The organism is Pseudoalteromonas luteoviolacea (assembly GCF_000814765.1).
Lineage (GTDB): Bacteria > Pseudomonadota > Gammaproteobacteria > Enterobacterales > Alteromonadaceae > Pseudoalteromonas > Pseudoalteromonas luteoviolacea_H.
This window is the reverse complement of sequence record NZ_JWIC01000006.1, coordinates 304,722-324,786: the sequence shown is the minus strand read 5'-3', so window position 1 is coordinate 324,786 and position 20,065 is coordinate 304,722. Positions and strand designations below refer to the sequence as shown.

General features: G+C 40.7%; 16 protein-coding genes. 4 read left to right on the top strand and 12 right to left on the bottom strand.

Annotated elements, in window-relative coordinates; translation table 11 throughout:
- Nucleotides 1–34 precede the first annotated feature (34 nt).
- The 5 genes from JF50_RS12855 to JF50_RS12835 all read right to left on the bottom strand — a co-directional run bounded on the left by JF50_RS12855 (nt 35) and on the right by JF50_RS12835 (nt 8,968).
- A complete protein-coding gene (locus JF50_RS12855; RefSeq protein ID WP_039609855.1) occupies nt 35–2,719 on the bottom strand; it encodes an ATP-binding protein in 2,685 nt (894 codons plus the stop codon).
- 38 nt (nt 2,720–2,757) lie between these two features.
- Nucleotides 2,758–4,995, bottom strand: a complete 2,238-nt coding sequence (locus tag JF50_RS12850) for a TonB-dependent receptor (protein ID WP_039609854.1) — start codon at nt 4,993–4,995, stop codon at nt 2,758–2,760.
- Nucleotides 4,996–5,108: 113 nt separating this feature from the next.
- On the bottom strand, nt 5,109–7,355 hold the full coding sequence (locus tag JF50_RS12845) for an NAD(P)-binding protein (RefSeq protein WP_039609853.1): 2,247 nt from the start codon (nt 7,353–7,355) through the stop codon (nt 5,109–5,111).
- 18 nt (nt 7,356–7,373) lie between these two features.
- Entirely contained in the window at nt 7,374–8,333 is a 960-nt protein-coding gene (locus JF50_RS12840) for a hypothetical protein (protein ID WP_039609852.1), read from the bottom strand.
- Between the two features lie 23 nt (nt 8,334–8,356).
- Nucleotides 8,357–8,968, bottom strand: coding sequence for a hypothetical protein (locus JF50_RS12835; protein ID WP_052262282.1), 612 nt, complete (start codon nt 8,966–8,968; stop codon nt 8,357–8,359).
- Between the two features lie 294 nt (nt 8,969–9,262).
- On the opposite strand from JF50_RS12835, the gene JF50_RS12830 reads away from it, so the two are divergent.
- Nucleotides 9,263–10,099 carry a transporter substrate-binding domain-containing protein gene (locus tag JF50_RS12830; RefSeq protein WP_039609851.1) on the top strand — a complete coding sequence of 279 codons (837 nt, stop codon included), beginning with the start codon at nt 9,263–9,265 and terminating at the stop codon, nt 10,097–10,099.
- 45 nt (nt 10,100–10,144) lie between these two features.
- Here the strand turns inward: JF50_RS12830 and ttcA are convergent, their stop codons facing one another.
- From ttcA to seqA, 7 genes are all read right to left on the bottom strand, one after another.
- Nucleotides 10,145–11,038 carry a tRNA 2-thiocytidine(32) synthetase TtcA gene (gene ttcA / locus JF50_RS12825; RefSeq protein WP_039609850.1) on the bottom strand — a complete coding sequence of 298 codons (894 nt, stop codon included), beginning with the start codon at nt 11,036–11,038 and terminating at the stop codon, nt 10,145–10,147.
- Between the two features lie 204 nt (nt 11,039–11,242).
- Nucleotides 11,243–12,823, bottom strand: a complete 1,581-nt coding sequence (locus tag JF50_RS12820) for a dihydrolipoyllysine-residue acetyltransferase (RefSeq protein ID WP_039609849.1) — start codon at nt 12,821–12,823, stop codon at nt 11,243–11,245.
- Nucleotides 12,824–12,832: 9 nt separating this feature from the next.
- Nucleotides 12,833–13,810 carry an alpha-ketoacid dehydrogenase subunit beta gene (locus JF50_RS12815; protein WP_039609848.1) on the bottom strand — a complete coding sequence of 326 codons (978 nt, stop codon included), beginning with the start codon at nt 13,808–13,810 and terminating at the stop codon, nt 12,833–12,835.
- Nucleotides 13,810–15,027: a thiamine pyrophosphate-dependent dehydrogenase E1 component subunit alpha gene (locus JF50_RS12810; protein ID WP_039609847.1), complete on the bottom strand. Its 1,218-nt coding sequence runs from the start codon at nt 15,025–15,027 to the stop codon at nt 13,810–13,812. Before JF50_RS12810 ends, JF50_RS12815 begins: the two co-directional genes overlap by 1 nt.
- Nucleotides 15,028–15,273: 246 nt before the next feature.
- Nucleotides 15,274–16,305, bottom strand: a complete 1,032-nt coding sequence (gene astE, locus JF50_RS12805; protein WP_039609846.1) for a succinylglutamate desuccinylase — start codon at nt 16,303–16,305, stop codon at nt 15,274–15,276.
- A gap of 67 nt (nt 16,306–16,372) precedes the next feature.
- A complete protein-coding gene (gene pgm, locus JF50_RS12800) occupies nt 16,373–18,010 on the bottom strand; it encodes a phosphoglucomutase (alpha-D-glucose-1,6-bisphosphate-dependent) (RefSeq protein ID WP_039609845.1) in 1,638 nt (545 codons plus the stop codon).
- A 9-nt stretch (nt 18,011–18,019) separates the two neighbouring features.
- Nucleotides 18,020–18,568: a replication initiation negative regulator SeqA gene (gene seqA, locus JF50_RS12795; RefSeq protein WP_039609844.1), complete on the bottom strand. Its 549-nt coding sequence runs from the start codon at nt 18,566–18,568 to the stop codon at nt 18,020–18,022.
- Between the two features lie 125 nt (nt 18,569–18,693).
- On the opposite strand from seqA, the gene JF50_RS12790 reads away from it, so the two are divergent.
- The 3 genes from JF50_RS12790 to ybfE all read left to right on the top strand — a co-directional run bounded on the left by JF50_RS12790 (nt 18,694) and on the right by ybfE (nt 20,055).
- Entirely contained in the window at nt 18,694–19,467 is a 774-nt protein-coding gene (locus JF50_RS12790; protein WP_039609843.1) for an alpha/beta fold hydrolase, read from the top strand.
- Nucleotides 19,468–19,555: 88 nt separating this feature from the next.
- Nucleotides 19,556–19,777, top strand: a complete 222-nt coding sequence (locus JF50_RS12785) for a DUF2788 domain-containing protein (RefSeq protein ID WP_023399386.1) — start codon at nt 19,556–19,558, stop codon at nt 19,775–19,777.
- The gene (gene ybfE, locus JF50_RS12780) at nt 19,777–20,055 is read left to right on the top strand and encodes a LexA regulated protein (RefSeq protein WP_023399385.1); all 279 of its coding nucleotides are present in this window, start codon (nt 19,777–19,779) and stop codon (nt 20,053–20,055) included. The genes JF50_RS12785 and ybfE overlap by 1 nt, the downstream gene beginning before the upstream one ends.
- The last annotated feature ends 10 nt before the right edge of the window (nt 20,056–20,065 follow it).

Sequence of the window (20,065 nt, the reverse complement as noted above, 5' to 3'; positions counted from 1 at the left end):
CAAACGCGGATTATTCAAGTTGCATGCTAAATAACTATACTGCTTCGCCGCAATCAGATTCGTCTATCACTTTGTTAATCAAGTCAAATAGTCTTGACAGCACTTTTTCAACATCTTGTAAATTGTCTTGCTTTAGCAAGGCATCAATCTGTGAAACAGTTTGGTAAATATCATGACAGTCGAACATTGCTGAGGTACCTTTTAGAGCATGGATCGAACGTGCTAGCCCCTCAAAGTCCTTATATTTGAGCTGATTCTGAAGTTGCACTAACTGTTCATGCAAACCATCAATATACTGCATTTTCAATTGCTTGAACTCTTCATCTGGTAAGTTTAAATCATCTTCTACGGTGATATTTAAATAGTGAGAGATTTTCTTCGCAAATTGTGCCCTATCGATTGGCTTTGCCAAATGGTCTGTAAACCCAAGTTTTATATATCTTTCAACCTCATGGCTCATTGTATTTGCTGTCAATGCGATCACTGGCGCCGTACAACCTGTTGCTTGGATAAAATTAAACGCCTGCTCTCCATCCATTACTGGCATTTGAATATCCATCAAGATCAAATCAAACTCATTGTCTAACACTGCTTGCACTGCTAATTGGCCGTTTTGGACCGCAGTCACACTCAGTCCCATCCGCTCTAGAATTCTGGTGATTAGTCTACAATTATCACTATGATCTTCAGCAAGTAGTACTTCGCCCTTCAACACTTCTGCATCTAGCTCAGAATCTGATTCAACGTAAGTTTCATGTTGATGATGTATTTCTTCAAAAGAGTTTACCCACTTAGTACGCTCAGTGGTAAATAAGCTAAGTGACAAGGTAAAAGATGTACCCGAGCCAACTTCACTTTCAACTTCGATATCACCATCTAACTTTTGCGCTAAACTTTTTGAAATATTCAAGCCAAGACCTGTTCCACCATATTTACGCGTGGTGGAAGAGTCAGCTTGGTAAAATGCACTGAATAGCTCTTTTTGCTCTTCAGTCGTCATACCAATACCCGTATCTTTAACGCTAATATATAGTCTGTCATCCTTACAGCTGACTTCTATGGAGATTTTACCCACAGAAGTAAATTTCAATGCATTTGATGTTAGGTTTAGTAATATTTGGCGTAGCCTAGTTGGATCAATTACGACATAATCAGGCAGAGGGAACTGATAGTTCAAGTCAAACTCAAGTCCTTTGTCACGTATTTGCTTGCCAAGCAATGACTCAACATGGGCAATTGACTGAAACAGATTAGCTTCTATTAATTCTACCTCAAGCCGATTTGCCTCAATTTTGGACATGTCAAGAATATCATTTATAAGGCCGAGTACATGACGAGAGTTTTGCAGTATCACCGTGATCGCATGGTTGCGTTCATGTGGCTTTATATCACCTAATATTATCCCATCCGCATACCCAATAATCGAAGTCATTGGCGTCCTTATCTCGTGACTCATATTAGCTAAGAAGCGACTTTTGGCTTCACTTGCATCACGAAGTTCAGAAGCGAGCTGTTCAAGTTCATAAGTACGTTTCAAAACTTTCGCTTCTAAGTTTTTATTGAGTTCTATATTTTCTTCGCTGGTTAACCTCACCTTATCAGCAACAGCAAAAGCTAAAAACATAGCATCTAGCGCTACCCCAACCAACCCAATTAAATACAAATTAACGGCGATAGGAGGCAGCAACCCAAGGTTAGTAAAGTTACCAATCATATTTGGTACAGCCATACAGACATAGGCAAGTATAAAGTACCTAGCAGGCTTAAACCCTTCAGAGATCCGTAGAATCCCGATATACAAACCTAGGCATAAAGCCACACCAGTCGATAATGTTGCCCATAAAAAACCAAAGCCCGGAAATAAAATACTAAATGGAGTACCAATTGCAGCAATCACACCAACCCAAATAGATGCTGAAGATAAATTAGGGTGCTTCTCTTTAAGTTTAAGTAAGCAATTGTAAAACAGTGCATTACTGATTGGTGACAACGTAAAGCCAAGCCAGTGTAAGTGCGCCGAATAAAACCCAAAAAGCTGGTCAGAGATATGAAAAAAATGGCTCCATGCAAAAACCATGGTTGCTGCGAAAATTGCGTAGTAAAGGTGTGTTAAATCTTTAGAGCCAATATAGATAAGCAGGTTGTATAAGCCCAAAACTATCCCAACGCTAAAGCAGATGATCATAATTAAATTATCAATGATGACCTGCTCTTTAAAATCTTTTATTGGTACAAGTTCAAGTTTAATTGGTGTATAGAAATAATCACTCTCAAATAGAGTGACTACGTAGTAGTCTTTATTTGGCATCAGCTCGATGGTATTGCCATAATGAAAAGCAAATTCATTCTGCACCATACCACCTGAATAATACCGCTTAACATCCGTTGGGGAGTATATTCTTGTTTCTATATTAGATAATACCGTGTTGTATGGGTACAAGACTAACTGCTCATAGTCAGAAATGTTTTTGATTTTGGTAACAAGCCAGTATCGACCAGAAAACAGTGCACGCTCTTTTTGAGAAGTTAATTGACTAGCCCAACTTTCAACTTCATCAAATGAAACGGGGAACCGAGTGTCGTCTTTTGCAGCAAGGACCAATCCCTTGTCATGTAAATTAACACCCGTCTCTATACCATCATATACGTATTGTTGCGCGCTCACAGAAAGCGACAAACACAACACAATAAAGCTGAAAGTTAATCTAATTAGATGCATTATTGACCTAAAAACCCTATTTGTATGCTAATACAACACTAAAAGTTATACGTAATATCAACGCCAATTCTCTGTCCTTCTCCTTTAAAGTCTTCCAACATGCCAAGAAACGACCTTAAATCAAATTTTAAATGGCTATACTCTTTGTCGAAAAGGTTTTTACCCCATACGCCTAATTGCCATTGCTTATACTGATACGTAATATTTGCTCGCCATAAAGCGTAACCTGACTGCATTGCGTACGGGTTTTGATTTTGATCAAAGTAGTACTCTGACTGATAATCAACACCCACTACTGAACTTAATTCGCCTTCATATAATGGATATGTATATGCGAGTTCTGCTGCTATATTCCACTCTGATGTAAAAGGTAAGCGATTATCCGTGAGCGCAACACCGACTGGGTCTATAAACTCTTCAAAATTAGCCTCGGGAATATACCCTATCGCCAATCGTGACGATAAATGATTACTTATTAGATACTCTAACTCTAACTCAGCGCCATAGATTGTTGACTTGCCGACATTTTCTAGCAGCTGAAGCGGCGGTGCATTCGGCGTTGATGAAGCCTGATTCATGAACACTTGCTGTTCTTTATAGTCGTAGTAAAAAATAGCGCCAGATAATAAGTAAACATCGTCGTTGGACAATTTAAACCCAGCTTCATGTGCTATCAATTCTTCGGGTTCATAATCTGCAAATTCAGCCTGTTCTGGTGATGACAGCAAACCACCGTTATATCCCCCACTTTTTGTGCCATTTGCCAGTGAATAATAAATGAGTAGATCATCATTTGGGGAATAATTCCATGCAAGTTTGCCTGATACTCTGTCGTCTTTTACCTCGCCATTTGCCGTATAAAACGGAATAATAGTGCCGTCGAGCTCACCTGGAGTAGTAATAAAATTCAATCTTGATATTGAATCATATTTGACGGATTCGTCCGAATAGCGCGCACCGAATGTGATCATATGCTGTTCACTTAAACGCCATTCATATTGAGAAAACAATGCAATTGTCTTAGTTACAATCTCATTGTCATAAAAAAACGTGGTTGTCAGCTCTGGGGCTAATACCCCACGTAAATCTCTTAAGATATCATTGTGGTTGTTCTGGTATATACGCTCTTCAAGGTGAAATAAGCCCACAGTCCAATAATCATCATCAAATTGGCCTTGATACCTAAGTTCATTGGTAACAAGCTCACTTTTTAAACCCAACTCCCCTTCACACAATCTCGCAGGACTACCGTCACAGTTAAATGCATGATCTCTATCTAACCGATTAAACCCATTTATATAGGTCAAGTAGGACCCTTCTTGCACTTCCCATTGAAGTTCAAGCCCCCACCCCTTATAAATACTCAAATGCGGCGAATCATTATTAACGCGCACCGCCCAAAAATCATCACTTCCATCATTGAAACCGAAATTATCAACGCACCCTAAGCTACCCGCCTCTCTAGGAGAACAAAGTACAGGGCTATCAGGGTTTGGATCTTTAAAAACACCAATACTGCCAACCGGTTGCACGATACCATCCCAATGACCATAATACCCTTTAACAAAAGCACTCCACTTATCCCACTCCCCCAAATAACTGAGTCTTAAATCGCTTTGTGTCAGCCCAGCTTCTGGAGAGGTCTCAAGTAAGTTGTAACTCGTATATTCATAGTCTGTATGATTGAACGCAAACCTGACCGCACTCTCATCATTTATTGTCGCATTGTAAGCACCTTGTGCCCTATACCAATCATCTGTGCCAGCACCGAGCTTAACATAGCCGTAATTACCGTCATCAGGTCGTTTAGTTCTCACTAAAAGTGCACCACCGGTGCTATTTCGGCCAAATAGAGTGCCTTGTGGGCCTTTTAAGACCTCCACTTGTTCGATATCAAATAAGTTCGCTATTTGATTGTTTGCAGATCCTACTGAGAGTCCGTCGACATACATAGCAACTGGAGACGTGTTTGCAGTGTTGTAATCCAACAAGCCAACACCTCGTATGTTAATAGCTGGTGGCGTCCCTTCAGCAGCATTTTGGCTGACCTTTAAGTTTGCAACAAAATGCCCAAGCTCAGTCGCATCTTTAATACCTTGCCGAGCAATACGGTTAGCCCCGATAGTAGAAATAGAAACACTTACATCCTCAATGTTTTGCTTTCGTTTCTGTGCATACACCTCGATGACCTCCATGGAGTCATCAGCAGCATATGATAGAATTGGACTAAACATTATTGGAAATATAGATATTGAAATGGCAGAGAGTTTAAACATGTCCGTTCTCGATTGTGTTTGCAGTATTCATTTTGCACTACTGAGTATAGTCCAAAAGAAAAGACCTCCAATAAAATTGCAGGTCTTTTCTGTTACTTACCTAATATTATCTATTAAGTACCATCCGGCTCAAAGCCATTTTCGCCACTAATTTCTTCTGGTAAACCGCAAATAGCACGTGAGGTTTGCATACCGGCCATAACAGCCGCTTCTACACAGCCTGCATTAACACCCGTTTTGATCCAATCACCTGTTATAAATAAGTTTTTAAACACGGTTCCATCAGTCGATAATCTGAAAGCACTACTTCCAGTGACTGAGAGAACATATCGCTCACTAGGATCAACGTTAACGCGCCAATATTGTGAATCAAACCTTTCTTCTGTTGGCGCGGCGACAGGATCATACACAACACGCCAGTCGAATTCATCTGCGTCGTTATAGGCATTAGGCCATAAAGGTTTCATTTCACGGTTAAGTTTATTAAGTGAGTTCACTTTAACTTTAGCGGTCTGTTCAATAGGAAACGAATGCTCAGACGCAGGTGGGTAATAATCACAAGTAAAGGCACTACAAAAATATGCAATATTACATGGACCAGATGAAGGCCAATCTTCTACGCCCAATAAATTCGACATGGCAGCCCATGTATCAAAAGGCTGAGAAAAAGCACTCAATATGGGCCGCTCTTCACTTGCTGGTGTGTAGTTAAAACCAAGCTGTTCATCTGTTTTGTTCAACCAAACCTGAAACGCCTGTGTTGCCACCGTTTTTACTTTGCGACTTTGCTGCTCAAAACTATAATCCAATGCCAATAACTCTGGACATAAGTGCTCAAGTGAACCCACAGAAATGCCAAATACAACTTTGTCAAAATCTCGCATTCTTTTCAGGGTCTTTCTCGGCAGGGGCTTTTGATAGTGCTGCTCATAGATACTTGGCCAATCAGTCCAAAATGACTCTAAGTTCACCTTGTGTTGTCTAATAAGATCAGCTTGTTCATCCACAATTTGATCTAAGTTTGGCTGGGAAGGCCAGCAAGGCAAACCTTTAACATCAACAAAAGGCTGATATTCACCATTTTTAAGCTCTACCTGCTCAATGATTTCAATCTCATCGACGACATAATCTCCATTTTCATCTTGTCCCGGCTTAAGAGACTCGACTTGATTGAAAAATTCGAATTGTACGCCCCGCTGACTGAGTAGCTCATATATTGGTGAGAAGATTATGTCGCCCATGCCCGCTTGCATCTTCCACATAACGCCACCTTTATAACACAGCATAATCCGAAGCATTGCTAACGAAGCGACTCCTGCTTCAACGTCACCTTCTTTAAAGTCTCCATCAACAAAACCAAAAACGAGATCATAAAATCCGCGCACAGGTGCCGACTCTACTGCATATTCCTTATCTGCCCCATTCCTAGCTAACCAAAATTTAAAATCATACTTATTCAGAACCCCAAAACCATTCGCATGCACCCGATCCCTTATCATGCCAACTGTCATTGCAATAGCGAGATCTGCACAGATATATGCGCGTCTTACTGCAGGGTTATCATCAATCAGCTCTAACGCCTCTGAGCGAAGCCAACGCTTAAGCTTTCTAACAATATACCAAGTAACGAGTCTATCTTTCGAATTTGAGAGCTTTTTATCGTTAGCACGCAAGCTCATGAGATCATGTAGCTGCGAAATTAGCAGTTTTGGAGTTGATAAGATGTCCTGAGCTTCGTCGACGGCACTATCAAAAAAAGACTTTACAGAGTCTTCAACAGTATCAAACGCGTCAGAAATTTCTCCTGCTAAATGTTGTAATAAGCTCCGATCCCGTTGTTTGGTTGTTTGCAATTGTGTCTTTTTATTGGCGGTTTCAATGGCTTCTTCCAACTCGTCTATCCATTTGTGCAACCATGCAACTACTAACTCAATTAACTGCCAAAAATGTAAATCTAGCGTGCCATCGGCAGGGTTCCCATCAATAATAGGAAAGTCGACAGGCCATGTTTCCCATTGATTATCGATATACTCCTGTAAGACAACAAAGCTATGTGGTTTTAACGCTTGTTGCCATGTATGGATTGGTACAGTAGAAGGCCTATTTAACTTGTCATATACCGTCTCGATTGCACGAAATGAGTTAACATATGCACCAAACCATACATGCAATCCGTGCTCTTCAATGCGTTCACCAAAATAAGGGTTTCTTCCGCTCGCCCCCTTTCCTCCTAACCTCCAACCTAACTGATACACCGTTATATCATATAGGTCTTGCCAATTCTCTTTTTCAGTTAAGTAAACAGCGGCCGTCATCGCGGACACACCACCACCTAAGATAGCAATACGCTCTTTAGTCATGTGATTTCCTTACTCAAGTTATAAATCAGCCGTGACGATCTCTTTCGCCCCGTCTTGATCAAAATCCATACATAAAAAGTAAGGTAATTTGGCGAACTGCTCACCCACCTTAATCCCAAACATTTCTTCCAATGGAAATGCGTCTACTTGGTTAAAAGTCACTTTATACTCGTCTTTTAAAAAACCGAGTTTATGCACCTTTTTCACTGTAGAAGGAGAATGAACGACAGCGCTATATACACTGTTTTCGGCATAGCCATCAGGGAATTGTTTAAACAATATTTGCGCAAGCTGGGGATTAGTAAACCCACTAAATAGCTGTTTGAAAAAGTCTATACTGACTCCTAAGTCATGGACGCTGCCATGAATCAGTTCAGCAACTTCTTTACCAATCTCAATGGCCTCTTCAAACCAGGTATCATCATCTGCTACGCGATCAATAGACAGTAGCTCATACCACGCCATCTTTTTATCCGCTTCAAATGGCTGAAACGTCTCTAAACTCAATGAAAAATGGTCCGCTCTATGCTGATTGTCGGGCATTTGATACTGACACAGGTATTTGTTGTAGCCCCAAGTTTCACGCCCATTAACTAACGCATTAATATTGTTAACCGTTATAAAAGCCGGATACCAATACAAATGGGTCATTTTATTTTCTTGCTTACTGATCTGAGCAATGGGAAGCCATACAATAATATCTGTCTCTTGCATGTAGCCGTAATTACTAAACGGCGGCACTTTAGACGCAATATTTTCAATATCAGTAAAGGTTAAGAGGCAATACGATGATAAGGCTCTAAAGGCGATAGACTCACTGGGCACGCTATTAAGTGTCGAGTCAACGTAATTTTGGATGGTATCCAATTCTCCTTTAACAAAAAAGCCATACATCATAGCGTTAAGCATTCTGCATGGCGGTTTAGCAATTGGGTTACCGGGAAAGTGTCTATAAGGAATACGAGGCTGATCTGACATACATAACTCCTTTTCATTATGATTTACATAGTCAATTCTAGTCCACTTTTTATCCTTCGGTTGGCTAATTTCAACTTAATTGCTTCATCAATGTTACACTGGCATAGTGCAGTAAAATGTTGCAAAGCTGCGGCATTAAATTGGGCTGACAGTGAATTCATAAAACCGTGTTCATAACGTGTTCGGTAACATTTAACCCCCGGTACGCCTGATAAATGTTGTATTACAGGTGTAACGTCAAAGTGCTTTTCTTGATAAGGGAAATAAATGTCCACATCACATCTAGGTTGCAGCTGTAAGTGGTTTCTGATCTGGCCTGGATAAAATGCGATTAGCTTAGTCGTGCTCTTAATTGGCATTGCCCCAAGCGCTCTCCAACTAGCAACTGCGCCTGCTGAAAACCCAATAACCAAGTCAGGCTGTTTATCAGAAATCGCCTCAACGACCTTTTGGAAATATTTATCATGTCCTACGGAGTCCATAAACTGCTTGTAAGCAGTCTCTTCATCCCGATTTAAATGCCCTTGTCTAAAGGGATAGGGGGAACAAATAGCAGTATTGCCGTCTAGTTCATTGGCGAAGTTTTCTAAGCACTTAGTTTGCCCAAAAATATCACTGACGATAAGCGTATTCATAGTTTTCTCTTGTTATTGAAATTAACTTAACTCGCCAACCTTGCATACTATACCAAGCACGACTTTTAAAACACTTTTAATTTCAAATAAAAGACCAATCCCTGTTAAACCACATTGGCCAACACTTTATTCGCTTAAAGGCTGGTGTTCGTCTTTCAATGTAGCAAAAAGAAATAAATTGTAAAATGAATTACAATTATTAAACAAAGAATTTAATTTATTTACTGCTTTATACGTTGGCAATTCAACGTTCTTTGCTAAGCTTTAAGAGTGACAATTAGAAGAGGTATAAGTGTGCGCAAAGCATTGCTATTATTAATATTGTTATCCAGTATGGCAGAATGCAAAAGCATCGACTGGATTATCACTGACTTCCCACCCTACTACATGATAAATGATGCAGATGAAGGCACTGGCAGAGATGAATTAATCATTGACTTGTTTCACCAATATTTGCCTGCCTATGAAAATAATAAAGTGTACTTTCCAGCCAGTCGTGCTATTCGAGCACTCAGTGACAAACGCAATACGTTTTGTATGCTTTCATTATACAAAACCCCCCAGCGCCAAAAGTTTATACGTTTCAGCGAAAACTATACCACCATTGGTTTGTCCCCGACCATCGCAACGACGACTAAAACACTTCAAGCACTCGGAGTGAAAGACACCGCTAAAATCCAATTAAAGCCCTTCATAGAAGAAAACAAGCTGGTGCTTGGTGTTGTTATGCAACGTTCATATGGCAGGGTATTGGACCAAGCGATTACTTCAATTCCAAAAAATCAGGTCGTTATTCGACCTGGTCAAGATGCACTTGAAAGCTTGACATACATGCTCAAAAAAGGCCGTGTAGATGCGGTCATTGGTTACCCTAGCGAACATTTCTACCTTCACAAACAAACAAATACCAAAGAAGTAGTGCAACTCATCCTTGAAGACGTTGACCCGATAGTACATGGGTATGTTGGCTGTACTGATAATGAACTTGGAAGAGAAATCATTAATGAAATTGATGCTGTTGCTAATACCGTGGTTAACAGCCAAGAATTTAAAACAGTTATGCAAAAGTGGTTGCCAAGTTATCTAGAAATAAAGCTCAGTAGGCTAATGAAAAATAAGGAAGCAGGATAGAACAACACCAAGTATCGCTGACCGCGATACTTGGTAAAATATCATTTAGATATTTGTGACATCAATAAATAGTGATTCGTCGATATTGGTAGATGAAACTGTCGCTTCGCTGAACTGATACTCATCACGCTCATTTTCTCTATCAATTGGTAAATTTTCAAAGTCAAATAAGTTTGTATCTGCCAACTGGCTTGGACTAACATTTTGAAGTGATTTAAAAATACTATCAACGCGACCTGGGGTTTTCTTATCCCAGTCAACAAGCATTGCTTTAATGTTTTGTCTTTGCAAATTCTCCTGTGAACCACACAAGTTACAAGGAATGATCGGGAAGTCTTTATGCTCTGCGTATTTGATTAAGTCTTTTTCTCGGCAGTAAGTCAGTGGACGGATCACAACATTGCGGCCATCATCTGACCTTAGTTTTGGCGGCATCGCTTTCAATCGAGAGCCATGGAACATGTTCAAGAACATAGTCTCAACAATATCATCCATATGATGCCCTAACGCTAATTTAGTAGCGCCAATTTTCTCTGCAAAAGAGTATAATGTGCCACGTCTCAGGCGAGAGCACAGGCCACAAGTAGTTTTACCCTCAGGCACTTTTTCACGAACAACTGAGTATGTATCTTTATCAACGATATAATAAGGAATATTTAAGCTCTCGAAGTAGTCAGGCAGAATATGCTCTGGAAAACCCGGTTGCTTCTGATCTAAGTTGACTGCGATAACTTCAAATTTAATCGGTGCGGCTTTTTGCAGGTTCAGCAATATATCGAGCATTGCAAAAGAGTCTTTACCACCACTGATACAAGCCATCACAACATCACCTTCTTCGATCATGTTGTAATCTTTTATTGCGTTACCAACATTTCTGCGCAGTTTTTTCTGCAACTTATTAAATTCAAGTACTTCTTTTCTATCGTCTTTTTGATTCATCACGACTTCTCAAGCCTAAAACGGATGGCTTTTTTAATTGCTACGAGTAAAAATTTTGAGGGGTGAATTATACGGATTTTTAAACAAGGTTGGAACATATCTGTGTAGATAAACAAAATACAATGAAAAAAAATTTAACTCAAATATAAAAAACCCCAAAAGCTTGCACTTTTGGGGCGTGTAAAGGACCTTTACAAAAATGGTTTAGCGCATCGCCATCATCATTTTTGCAGGCTCCTCTAAGTAAGATTTCCAAAGATTATTGAAACGCGCAATCGTTCCGCCATCAATAACTCGGTGGTCTCCAGACCAACTTACTTGCATGATCGAGCGTGAAACAACGTTACCATCAGCATCAAAGCGTGGTAGGTGTTGTAACTTGCCAAGTGCCACAATAGCGACCTCAGGCTTGTTTATAATTGGTGTCGCAGTCGTCCCGCCAATCGCACCTATGTTCGAAATTGAAATAGTACCACCTTTCAGATCATCTGGTGATACACGCCCTTCCCTTGCTGCATCAGTTAACTTAGTTACTGCCTCAGCAACATCAACAATAGACTTGTTTTGACAGCCTTTTATATTTGGCACTAAAAGACCTAACTTACTATCAACAGCCATACCAATGTTATGATCGTCAAAATATGTAAGTTCTGTACATTCATCGTTGACTTGCGAGTTTAAGATTGGGAACTCTTTAATTGCCAAAGACAACGCTTTGATAAAGAAAGGCATCATCGTAAGTTTAATACCTTGCTTAGCGTATTGCTCTTTTAAAGAGAGTCGCAATGCAATGAGTTCTGTTAAGTCAATTTCATCACTGTATGTAAAGTGAGGAATTGTAGACACAGAAGCAACCATTTGCTTCGCCATGGCAGCTTTCATGCCACGAATTGGCTCAACCCTTGCGCCACCCGTCACAGTGCTCACTGTATTTGTCGTAGGCTGAGGAGCCACTTCACTAACAACTGGTGCGGCAAGACTCGTGCCCGCGCTCAGGAACTTTTCAAGATCTTCTTTATAGACACGACCATTTTTGCCACTGCCTGGCACTTGACGGATATCAATATCCATTTCACGTGCACGTCGTCTTACTGCAGGTGAAGCGACCGCTTTACCGTTAATGACAGGCTGTGTCACAGCAGGAGAAGACGTTGAAGATGGCACAGGTTGCGGCTTGTGGATTGCAAGCTCTTCTTCAACTGATTTAGCCGGTGCCGCTTGAGTACCATTAGAGTGCGCTAAGCGTACTTGGAACAATGGACTATGTACTTGTGCTATATCCCCTTTTTGGTAATACAGCTTTTCCACTACACCATCATACTTAGCTGGAATTTGAACAAGCGCTTTGTCCGTCATCACATCACAAACCGCTTGGTCTTCTTTGATTGACTCACCTTCAGTTACTAACCACTCAACAATTTCACATTCAACAATACCTTCACCAATATCTGGGAGAATAAAGTCTTCTAAATGCTCACCTTGCGTCGCAGCAGATTGTGCTTGAGATGCAGGCGCCGCCACAGCTTCTTCTTGTGCTGGCGCTTCGCCTTCTACATTCATTGCAAATAAAGGCTCATGCACCTTTGCAATATCACCTTTTTGGTAATGTAACTGAGTGATCACACCATCATGTACAGCTGGAATTTGTACCAACGCTTTGTCTGTCATCACGTCACAGATTGGCTGGTCTTCTTTTACTGTGTCACCAACAGCAACTAGCCATTCTACAACTTCACACTCAACAATGCCTTCGCCGATATCTGGTAAAATAAACTCTTTAGACATGACTTATCCTTAAAATTCCACTGACTTCTTAATTGCTTCAAACACTTTTAAAGCATCTGGTACATATTCTTTTTCAAGTGCTAAAGGATATGGCGTATCTAAACCACAAACACGTTCAATAGGTGATTCTAAATGCAAGAAACACTCTTTTTGAATGGTCGCCGCAATTTCAGCACCAAAGCCATTTGTAATTGGCGCTTCATGACTGATCACTAAGCGACCCGTCTTCGTTACAGATTTAATCAGTGTGTCGGCATCCCAAGGCAAAATTGAGCGAAGGTCGATAATTTCACAGCTGATACCAGCTTCTTCTGCTTTCACTGCGGCCTGTTCAATGATCTCCATTTGCGCACCCCAAGCGAGTACAGTGATGTCTGAGCCCTCTTTAACAACTTCCGCTGTACCAATTTCGATTGTATAATCTTCTTCTGGTACTTCACCAACTGATGCACGATATAAGCGTTTAGGTTCAAAGAAAATAACAGGGTTATCATCTTTGATACAGGCTCTCAATAAGCCTTTTGCTTGGTAAGGGTTACGCGGCACCACCAATTTCAAACCTGGTGTGTGAGCAAAATACGCTTCAGGAGATTGCGAGTGATACAAACCACCGGCAATACCACCACCGTAAGGCGTACGAATAGTCAAATTACCCACATTAAACTCGTTACCAGAGCGATAACGGAATTTCGCTGACTCATTTACGATTTGGTCAAATGCAGGGAAGATATAATCCGCAAACTGAATTTCAGCTAATGCTGGTGCACCAAATGCTGCAAGACCATTGGCAAAACCAAGAATACCTTGCTCTGTGAGTGGTGTATTAAATACACGGTGCTTACCATATTTTTCTTGCAACCCAGATGTTGCTCGGAATACACCGCCAAAATAACCCACATCCTCACCGAAGATACAAGCCTGAGGGTGCTCTGCCATACTAATATCAAGCGCCGAATTAATGGCGTGTAACATATTCATTTTAGCCATTATTTGATTCTCCCTGCTGTAATTGGATAGGCATCTGGATATTGTTTGATATGCTCTTTTAACTCTTCGTATTGCTTTTGTAGCGCGGGGATTGGCGTGTCATACACATCAGAAACAAGTTCTTCTAACGCAGGTTTTTGTACCTTTTCAGCAACTTTTAACGCAGCCAAAATCTCTTCGCGGATTTTGTCTTTAATTGCTTCGTCTTCTTTTTCATCCAACCAGTTTTGTTTCAGTAGCCATGCTTTGAATCTAGCAACTGGGCAGTTATTCTTAAATTCTGCCTCTTCATCTTTAGTACGGTATCCTGATGGGTCATCAGACGTAGAATGAGCACCTAGGCGATAGGCAATTGATTCAATTAACACTGGCTCACCTGTTGTCACCGCAATTTCACGCGCTTTTCTAGTCGCTTCATACACAGCTAATGTATCAGCGCCATCTACACGGATCGTTTTAATTCCATAACCAACACCACGTGCCGCAATACCATCACCTTTGAACTGCTCATCCGCAGGTGTCGAGATGGCATAACCGTTATTACGGGCAAAGAAGATAACCGGGGCTTTATGCACAGCAGCCATGTTAAGGCCCGCATGGAAGTCACCTTCAGATGCTGCGCCTTCACCAAAGTAACAAATAGTCACATTGTCGATTTCAGAATTTAATTCACCAGACTCTTTATCAATATGTTTGAGCTTTTGGCCATATGCATAACCGGTAGCTTGTGGAATTTGAGTGCCAAGTGGGGAAGAAATTGTCAGATAATGTAGTTCGTTAGAGCCATAATGCACCGGCATTTGACGGCCCTTACCCAAGTCTTTTTCATTTGAGAAAAGCTGGTTCATGAATTGTTCTAGTGTAAAGCCACGATAATGCAATGCGGCTTGCTCACGATACTGAGCCATGATCATATCATCTTGCTTTAACGCAGCAGCACTCGCCGTGATCGCGGCTTCTTCACCTAGACACTGCATATAGAAACTAATACGGCCTTGGCGCTGAGCGGCTTGCATACGTTCATCCAACAAACGGATAAATCTCATCGTGCTATAAATTTTAAGTGCAGTTTCTTTATCTAACTCAGGCAACGTTGCGCCATCCAAGATCTCGCCTTGCTCACTTAAAATTTTCAATGTTGGGATGTTAAGCGCATGGCCGTCGATAAATTCGAGTGCATGGCTTATGTTTAACGATATGTTATTGGGGTTAGTCATAACCTACCTTCTCTTGTTGTCATCGCCAATTTGCAATACTTGCAGTCAATAGCATTGACATAAAAGCCCGCGTGTTGAGTTTTGAATAATTAGTGCGGTAAATGCAAATTACTTAAATTAAAGCTTTTGCCACTTTACGTTAACGTAAACGGTTATTCAACTAATCCTAGATGAATAACCGATAATTTGCATTTTTATTCTGGAAAGATTTCGATACGGTTACAAAAAAACTTTTATTTCAGTGGGTTAAATGAAGTTTTCGTTCACTTCCATAGGGATCACGGTTAATAATGCACGTTGGCCGAGGGCAACTTTGGCATTTGGGAAGATAATAGCTTCGCCTTCTACTTCAGCAAAAATCTCCGTGTCTCCATCTGTTGCCAGTAGCTCGCCTTTAGCGAATCCTGTAAAGTTCACCGCAGAATCAGGGAATGGAAATGAAAACACTTCACACGTTCGGTTAATCGTTCTATGTACAGTGAATAGCTCAAAGTCTCTTGCATCGAATTCTTTATATTCAACTTCATCTTGGCTAATTAATGCACTAAGTGTCTGCTTTGTCGCTTCGAAGCTTGCCATGTTATTTTCACCAAACGGTTTAACCTGACCAAGCTCAATGGTAAATGCATCTGCTTCAAACTGCTTTGATGAAAAATAACTGAACGTAGTTGCGGCTGCGCGCATCATCAGAACAGTATTCACACCGCAAGATAATAAAAACTGCAATTGTGACTTTTTCCAAGGTTTACCATGTAAAAAAGGATAAACCGCAAATTTCTCGTTTTTAGACCCTCGAATAGCCGTGTGCAGATCATAATGCGCACGATATCGACCTGTTTCTACACTCGTGAAGAACTCACGCACATAGTTTTCTAAATTTGCCGCGCGTACCTGCTCCGGGTTATCCGTCTTGTTTTCGTGAGCACCATTAAAAAGACGATTTAAGTTTTCGTCTACAAATCGCTTGCCAATGTTAATTGATTTTGGATTGCCATAAATAAACAAAACACGTTGCTTAAGCTCAAGTTTACCCGTAATGATTTTCTGGATAAGCTCATCGCAAATTTCGATTGGCGCGGTTTCGTTGCCGTGAACAGCGCTCGAAAACACAAAATCTTTTTGTGTTTCACACGCTGGAGTAAATTGAATTACACCGGTATCTATTACTTTAACCTCAGTACCGTTTTCCAATGTAAATTGGCTCGGTGCTAATTCAAACTCATTTTCACGAGTTATGGTTAAAAAGTCCCCTGTTGCTTTTAATGTATCAAGGTACATACTGTCACCTTATGAGAGATGTAAAAAAGAAAAAGGCCATGAAACATGGCCTTTAATATTTGATATTTTAGCTGATCACACTATCTACTAGTGCTTTCGCTGCACTTTCAAGCTCAGCGAGGTGCGCTTCGCCTTTGAAAGATTCTAAATAAATTTTGTAAATATCTTCTGTGCCAGACGGTCTCGCTGCGAACCAACCAGAAGCAGTCACTACTTTCAAGCCGCCAATCGCTGCGCCATTACCTGGTGCATGCGTCAGAATATCGGTAATTTCATCACCTGCAAGCGTTGTCGCTTTCACATCATCTACACTGAGTGCTTTAAGTCTGGCCTTTTGCGCATCATTTGCTGGTGCATCAATTCGTTTATAACTTGGCGCACCAAACTCTTGTTCAAGCTCTTTGTATCGCTCAGAGGGTGTTTTACCTGTGACAGCTAAAATTTCAGCGGCAAGTAAACCAAGGATAAAGCCATCCTTATCAGTGTTCCAAACATCACCATTTTTTCTCAAAAATGATGCGCCGGCACTCTCTTCACCACCAAAAGCAAGCCACTTATCACTTAAGCCTTCAACAAACCATTTGAAGCCCACTGGGACTTCATATACTTCATTGCCATGACTTTGCACAACCTTATCAATCATGCCGCTTGATACTAGTGTTTTACCAACTTTGATGTCTTTTGCCCAATCTCGGTGTTTCAATAAATAATCAATGGCAACCGCTAAAAAGTGATTCGGATTCATTAAGCCATCTTTTGTGACAATACCGTGTCGGTCATAGTCAGGATCGTTACCAATACCAATATCAAAATCGTCTTTGATTTCAATTAAATTTGCCATTGCAAACGGTGACGAGCAATCCATTCTAATTTTGCCATCTTTATCAAGAGGCATGAATGCAAATCGCGGGTCCACTTCATCGTTTACGACCGTCATATTGAGTCCAAATTTCTCCGCGATCACAGGCCAAAAGTTAATACCTGAACCACCCAATGGGTCAATACCGATAGAAACGCCAGCTTTTGCGATGGCTTCTAAATCAATCACATTTGCCAAATCTTCCACATAAGGCGTGATTAAATCTTCGTATTTAATAAAACCTGAACGCTTAGCTTTTGCATAAGGGAACAATTGAACTTCGACCAAATCTTCACGCAATAACTGATTTGCACGTTGCTCAATCCAATTTGTTACATCTGTATCTGCAGGGCCACCATTTGGTGGGTTGTATTTAAAGCCACCATCTTCGGGTGGATTGTGCGACGGTGTCACGACAATGCCATCTGCTAGTTCATTTGGGTGAGTTCGATTATGACATACAATCGCATGGCTTATCACTGGTGTCGGTGTAAAGTCATCATTGTCCTGAGTTATAACTTGCACTTCGTTAGCGACCAGGACCTCAATAGCTGAGTTAAAAGCAGCTTCAGACAAGGCATGCGTGTCTTTACCTAAATATAGAGGACCAAAAATATTATTGGCCTTACGGTAATCACAAATAGCTTGTGTAATCGCTAAAATATGTGACTCATTAAACTTGACGTTATATGAACAACCACGATGGCCAGATGTACCAAATGCCACACAATGTTCTGGATTTGTTTCAAGATCTGGCTCATTCAAATAATAAGCTGACACCAGCTTCGGAATATTTGCGAGCTGTGATTTAGGAGCTTTTTTGCCTGCGTTTGGATGGTTTGCCATCACATTTCCTTATAGGTAGTCTCGAACTGTTTCTGCCTGCTGCTGAGTGTAGCCTAAAATCAAAGCTACCTCGTGCAACATCATCTTTTTACGCGTGGTGTTTGAATTCGTCATGACCCAATACTCACTGTCAGTGATATTTTTTGGGTTCATACTGCTCCCGCTTTCAAGCAACGCTTCTTTACTTGTTGCAAAGTAAATCCGGTCTCGCCCTTTTATTTCGAGCACTTTATTAAATTGCGCTTTGTGAGTGCGATGAAATGCAGCCAAAATAAACAAAAATCGCCCAACTACACCTTTTTGCATAGCAAGCTCTTCTTTATTTAGAATGTTAAATACATTCGCTGATTCTCGTACTGGCTCTACTTTATCTTCAACTTTACTCTGAGCTTGAACTGGCTCAACTTGTTTTTCTTCGACTTTTACAGCGACCGAAGCGCCCTGAACTGGCTCTAACTCTAGTAAACGACGCAGGATCTGTGAGGCGCTCTCACCAATACTTTGCGTATTGCTTGCAATGTACTGATATAGCTCGTCATCTATTTCTATTGTTTTCATGCTTGTCCTGTCATTTTATACATATACTGCATTTGGGGGGATTATATCTAAATTTTTCTTCTTCCTCTACGGCTTTGAATTTTGAATTAAGACTGGCAGAATAGCGTCGCAAACTTGGAGGTAGTATGTTACTCAATTTTAAACAAAGTGGTTTAGACCAAAAAAGCGCCAAAACAGTGTTCTTAATTCATGGCCTTTTTGGTTCGTTAGAAAATCTCAATGTCATCGCCAGAGCACTAGAAGCTAACTTTAATGTTATCAATGTGGATCTGCGCAACCATGGACGTTCTTTTAAAAGCGACGATATGGACTACCAGTTCATGGCACAAGACATCATCAACCTAATTGACCACTTAGGTTTAGAAAGTGTCACACTTGTTGGGCACTCTATGGGCGGTAAGGTAGCCATGCAAGTCGCTATGCTCGACGAACAAAAAGTGACTAAGCTGGTCGTACTCGACATAGCACCTGTGGCCTACCACCCGAGGCATGACTCTATTATTGCCGCATTAAATCAAGTCTCTCTCCATGAACCAAATAGCCGTAGTGAAGCTGATAAGGTTATGGCTGAACATATAGATGAACTTGGCGTCAGACAGTTTTTGTTGAAAAGCTTGGCAAAAAATGACTCAGGAAAGCTTGAGTGGCGATTCAATTTATCCGTAATTGAAAAAAATTATTCTAAGATTATCGCCAACATAGATACACCTCGTACCTGTTTGTGTGATACGCTATTTATCAAAGGTAATAACTCCGACTACATTTTGCCAGAGCACAAAAATGCCATCGTGGGCGCATTTACAAAAGCCCGAGCAAAAGTCATTCAAGGTGCTGGGCATTGGCTACACGCTGAAAAGCCTGAAGCAGTCAATCGTTCAATTATTGATTTTATTCAATAATTGTCGGAGATTTTTGTATAGCGAAACTTAATTTATTGTAGTTAGGTATGCTATAGTAGCCGCCGTTTAAGGTTTTAGTAGTGCAAAGATGATCAGTCAATACATAAATGAGTTTGAAACTCTTGGTTTTTACTTTGCGCTCGCATGTATATTCTTTCTTATTGGAATGGCCATACAGGACGTTCTAAAGAAAGGTGATGTGCCTAAATTTGGTCGATACATCGTTTGGCTGGTGTTGTTTTTAGGTTGTTCAGGTTTCATAGCCAAAGGTGTGATACAAGTGTTTTGGCAAGGTGCGGGTGTTGGTTAATGGCCAAGTCTGAATTAGATAGAACAACTATCGACTTATTTGAAAACGAAAAACGCCCTGGTCGGCCCAAAACAAATCCCTTACCCAGGGAGATGCAGCTAAAGATCAACAAGCGTAATCAAATTAAAAGAGATAGAGCAAGAGGTTTAAAACGCGTAGAGTTCAAAGTGTCTTCGGAACTTTACCAAGCGTTAAGTGATATGGCCGAAGAGCAAAATATTAGCCGTAGTGCACTTATAGAAACCATTTTGCAAGAGAAATTAGCGATTAATAGATAAAGGTAAGTAA